The 4,919-nt window shown below is 34.9% G+C and carries 6 protein-coding genes; 5 read left to right on the top strand and 1 reads right to left on the bottom strand.

All coding sequences use genetic code 11. The features are described from left to right. Positions 1-15 precede the first annotated feature (15 nt). Both WBG45_RS12070 and WBG45_RS12065 read left to right on the top strand, forming a co-directional pair. Entirely contained in the window at positions 16-123 is a 108-nt protein-coding gene (locus tag WBG45_RS12070) for a nuclear transport factor 2 family protein (RefSeq protein WP_424414877.1), read from the top strand. Between the two features lie 370 nt (positions 124-493). Next, on the top strand, positions 494-1,060 hold the full coding sequence (locus WBG45_RS12065) for a DinB family protein (protein ID WP_424414876.1): 567 nt from the start codon (positions 494-496) through the stop codon (positions 1,058-1,060). 388 nt (positions 1,061-1,448) lie between these two features. Here WBG45_RS12065 and WBG45_RS12060 read toward each other — a convergent pair whose 3' ends face one another. Continuing rightward, on the bottom strand, positions 1,449-2,231 hold the full coding sequence (locus WBG45_RS12060; protein ID WP_424414874.1) for an alpha/beta fold hydrolase: 783 nt from the start codon (positions 2,229-2,231) through the stop codon (positions 1,449-1,451). Positions 2,232-2,750: 519 nt separating this feature from the next. Here WBG45_RS12060 and WBG45_RS12055 point away from each other — a divergent pair. From WBG45_RS12055 to WBG45_RS12045, 3 genes are all read left to right on the top strand, one after another. Further along, entirely contained in the window at positions 2,751-3,122 is a 372-nt protein-coding gene (locus WBG45_RS12055) for an iron chaperone (protein ID WP_424414872.1), read from the top strand. A 211-nt stretch (positions 3,123-3,333) separates the two neighbouring features. Further along, positions 3,334-3,816 (top strand): LURP-one-related/scramblase family protein, encoded by a 483-nt coding sequence (locus WBG45_RS12050; RefSeq protein ID WP_424414871.1) that lies wholly within the window; start codon positions 3,334-3,336, stop codon positions 3,814-3,816. 501 nt (positions 3,817-4,317) lie between these two features. Beyond that, the coding region (locus tag WBG45_RS12045; protein ID WP_424414869.1) for a M48 family metallopeptidase at positions 4,318-4,919 on the top strand (602 nt) is incomplete at its 3' end.

The raw sequence follows: 4,919 nt of genomic DNA, 5'->3' as shown, positions 1-4,919 counted from the left end.
TTCTATGAAGGCTTTATCAATGATAAATATGCAAGCGGCCATGGAAGGGCCACAAATGTATTCGTCAAAGAATCCGATGTCTGGCTTTTAATTCACGAGCATTTAAGTCCTTTACCCAAATAATTTTTAAAAGAGAGATGTTCTATACTACTAGACATCTTTTTTATTTACTTCACATAATAAGTCAACACTACAATAAGTCTAGTTCAACTAATTGGTTCTTTAGTTAACAGGAGATAATCAAAGACGGTTTTTTTTACTGCCTAAAGCTAAAGAAAGATTTGATATTAACATCTGAAAGGAAAAGAGAAACTGCCGAAAGCCGGTCGAATCTGTTTTTTATCTATAAATGAATACGCTATACAAGCCATTTTAAATCGATGTTTTGCAGATGGACCATCCCGTTTCTTCTTAAATGGAATGTTTTTTCAATACGGCGAATATAAACAGTAGAGGGTCTAGGTACCTGTTGTTTTTTGAAGGGAGAAATATCATGAGTAAATTAGAAAATGACAATCTGTTTGAAACGAGAAATAGACTAGTAAACGGGATTACTTCATTAAGTTATGATGAATTTAACAGTAGGCGTGATATTAATCAGTGGAGTATAGCCCAAGTTTGTCATCACTTAATTTTAGTAGAAAAATTATTTGCAAAGGCTATTGCTTTTGGACTAAAAAAAATCAATGGTAATAAGACAGAACCTAAAAAAATTAACTATATATTGGATAGAACGAAGAAAATTGAGGCTCCAGAAATGGTTAAACCAGATGTAGAACTATTCGAAGTTCAGCAATTAATTGAATTGTTAAATGATTCGAGAAGTAGGTTTTTGGCTGTTCTTAGTATGGTAGAAGACAAGTCCATATTGGCGGAAAAATCAATGGAACATCCTTTATTTGGTGAGTTACCTCTAAATCAATGGATTGAATTATTATATTTACATGAACAGCGACACATAGAACAAATAAAAGAAATAAAATTACTTATAGAAACGAATTCTTGTTTAACTAACGAGAGCTTTAACACAATAAGATCAGAACAAAATGGTCAATCTTAACGAATGATTCAATAAAATATAGTTAGAGCCTATTTTGATCAACCTTTTTTCAAAACAGGCTCTTTTATTTTGTTCATTTATCGAAGGAAATTAACTTTATTGATCAAACTTTATTTTAAAGCACAGGCATAATAACTTTTTCCTATTGCACTATTGAGGGCTTTAGTTGAAGTACCCCTATTTATGAAACCGAAGGCGTTGTCACGCCTTCGGTCATTTTAGTTTACCTTAATGATCACTTCCTGGAACGAGGGTTTTGTCAATCTACTGTATTGAGCAAATGGGGAAGGCTCTGTTATCGTTCATTATTGATTTTTGACCAAAGAAAAACCGCACATGATATGAGCGGTAAATTGAACTATCATTATCCGTTTGCTGAAGTGAACTATCACCCAATAAATTGTATCAATAGCTGGTTAAACTTGTCACGTTCTTCCGAAAAAGGAGCATGACCGCTGTATTGAAATGGAACAAGCTGTGAATTTTTTATTAACGCATTGGTTTCCTGAGCTCTTTCAAACGGAACAATTTTATCATGTATTCCGTGAATAATCAGTGTTGGTACTAGTATTTTGTCAAGATCATAGTACACGTTCTCATCTCTTAGTGTATTCATGACTGCTACAGTCGACCAACCAGCTGCTTGTAATCCTTGCTGAAAAAACCAGTCCGAAAATGGTCCAGTAATATACTGAAAGAAGAAGAGATCCGTTAATCCCTGCAACATTTTAGGTCGATCATTAAGTGATCCTGAAATGAACATATTTGCAACTTCTTCTTGAACACTATACGGAGATTGCGCGTCTATAAGGACAAGTTTGGATACTCCATATCCTTGATATCGAGCCATATATCGAATCGAGATCGCGCCTCCTGTGGAGTGTCCAGCTAGTGTGAAGTCTTCTAACTGCAACGCCTCTACTACTGCATGGATATCATCTGCCAATCTGTCAAAATTATAGCCAGTAAATGGTTTATCCGAATTACCGAAACCCCTCCAGTCAATACCTATACATCGATACCCCATTGCTGGAAGAACATTAAACTGATATTCATACTGATTATGGTTTAATGGCCAACCATGTATAAATAGAATTGTTTTATTTCCCTCCGGATTTACATCCTCAACATATATCCTTACACCAGGTTCTACAGTAACAAAGTATCCCATGTTGTACCCTCCGTTTAATTAAAGTGGCATCAACAATAAGATACTCATCTAGGGAAACATAGGTGAATTTCTTGAGTTGTTGTAGCACCTTCTTGTTCAACTCCCATGAAAATTAAAATAAAAAAGAACAAATTAAAGTAGACCCAGTTAAAAATTTTGTTAAGTAAGGCTGAGCCTTGTAAGATCTATTACTATGATGATTGAAACCAATAATTGGTTAGTTGAATAAGTAGCAATTTTTTGAAGATAGAATTTGTTGTGATTGTTCACAAAAAGCAAGTGAATCCTTATTAAAGTAACTAGTTCTTTAGTAAAATTAGCCTAATAAAAGAGCTGCTTTTACAGCCCACTGTTTGAAAAGAAGTTCATAAACCCACCAACATCCATTGTGTTGCCACATACTAAGCGAGTATATTAATTAAATACATGTTTAAACAAGTTCAAGCTTTAATCTAACGACCAATGGGTTTGAGTTAAGGAACTTCGCTGAAAGACAAAATTATTTTGGGAGGGAACAACATGGAAGTTTTTGCAGAATTTTTAGCGAAGATTGATAACACGCATCATCGTGCCCGAGTGGAAGAAGTTTTGACATGGGTACCTAAGAAGTACCCGAATTTAATGCCGAAAATTGCGTGGAATCAGCCTATGTTTACCGATCACGGCACATTTATTATTGGCTTTAGCGTAGCCAAACATCATTTAGCTGTTGCCCCTGAATTGGCAGGGATTACTCGTTTTTCTAATGATATTGTGCAAGCAGGCTATGATCATACCAAGCAATTGGTTCGTATCAAGTGGGATCGTCCGGTTGATTTCTCGTTACTTGAGAAAATGATCGAGTTTAATATTTTGGACAAGGCAGACTGTGCAACTTTTTGGAGGAAATAAAATATTGTAGCTTGGTAGGAATTGAGATAGAGAAATTTCCATGGGCAGAAATGTTAGTTTTTCTACCCCTTTTTTTGTAAAGAAGGAATTTCTATCTAATTTGTTGAATCTAAGTAATGAATGTAATTCTAGCCAGGAATACAATGAGATGACTAGTTTAAATGAATTCTACTTTCGTCACAACTATTCATCTCAATAAAGGAGGCATAGTATGAAGCAACTTTACATAAAGCAAAAAGTGTTAAGTCTAAGTGGCAAATTTACGGTAAAAGATGAGCAGGAGAAGGACGTTTATTATGTGGAAGGTAGTTTTATGAAAGTTCCAAAGACTTATTCCATTATGAATCCAGCAAGAGAAGATGTCGCGCTTATTACTAAAAAGATGTTCAGTTTTTTACCAAAGTTTTTTGTTGAGGTGAATGGTCAAGAGGTGTTAACGATTAAGAAGGAGTTATCCTTCCTTAAACCACGCTATACGATTGACGCGGCAGGTATTGAAGTACAAGGAAACTGGTGGGAAATGAGTTTCCAAGTGTTACAGCACGGTGAAGTTGTCGGTCAAGTGAGCAAAGAATGGTTCACTTGGGGGGATAGTTACAAGGTTCAAATATTGAATGAAGAGATGGAGTCCATCATTATTGCACTCGTTGTCGCAATTGATTGTGTGAAGGCAGATCAAGCAGCTGCATCCTAAGCAATATCGATTTAATGTGAAATATAGAAAATTAGGGGAAAAGCTGGAGATAACTTCAAACGCTTACCTATTACTAACTTTACTTAAAGATTTGCAATTGAATTAAATAACTTTAAAGAGCCTTACTACATAATCAAATGTGGTAAGGCTCTAGTTTTATTAGAAGAAGATTAAATGACTTTATTAACTCTATACAGGTGACAAAGGAACTTTAAAACTACACCATGATTAAACATAAAAGGAAGAAAAAAAGGGATGCTTTGCAGGTAATAATTTTATTGCTAAATGAGCTAATATATCGGGATATGTTATATTGATAATGTAAATTAGGATAGTCGCGATCGGTATACTGCCTAAAGTGGACAGGTTTGTCCAACTTGAAAGTTTTGATAATGAATTAGTAATCGATGAGAATGAAAAACAGAATGAAGTGGCTTAAAAATAAAAGGATTAATTATAAACATGAGGATAGGCGCGTGAATCGCTACTAAAGGTGAATAAATGAGACATACCTACTTAGGTGAAACGATACAATTTGAAATCAAGTACAAAAAGCGGGCATCCATGGGGGTTCATATAGACGTATATGGACATGTTGAAGTCCAGACTCCTAAAGGGACATCCGATGAAAAAGTAATTCAATTACTAGAGCGAAATTGGGATCAGATTCAGCAAAAATCAAAAGAGATGAAAGAAAGAATGCTTGGGCCAAAAGAGAGGGTCTATCATCATGGTGAGAGCTTTCTTTATTTAGGGAAATCCTATCCTATTCAGATTTTTCAAGATGATACGATTAAGCAAGACCATGTTGATTTTCAAGAGGATATATTACATATATTTGTGAAACAACTAGAGGATGAAAAAATTAAACAAGCTTTAAAACGATTTTATTATCAACGGTGTAAAGCTATGGTAGAGAAAAGTGTCAGAAACCATCAAAGTGACTTTAAGGTAAAACCGCGCTCTATTCGTATAACTGATAGTAAAAAAACATGGGGCACTTGTGATTCACAACTACAGTTAACATTTAATTGGAGACTGGCAATGGCGCCTCTAGAGGTGATTGACTATGTGGTCGTTCATGAAATGTGCCATATGGTCCA

It is taken from the genome of Paenisporosarcina sp. (assembly GCF_049671445.1).
In the GTDB taxonomy this organism is placed as follows: domain Bacteria; phylum Bacillota; class Bacilli; order Bacillales_A; family Planococcaceae; genus Paenisporosarcina.
Note: the sequence above shows the minus strand (reverse complement) of the source record. Positions and strands in the feature narration are given on the sequence as shown.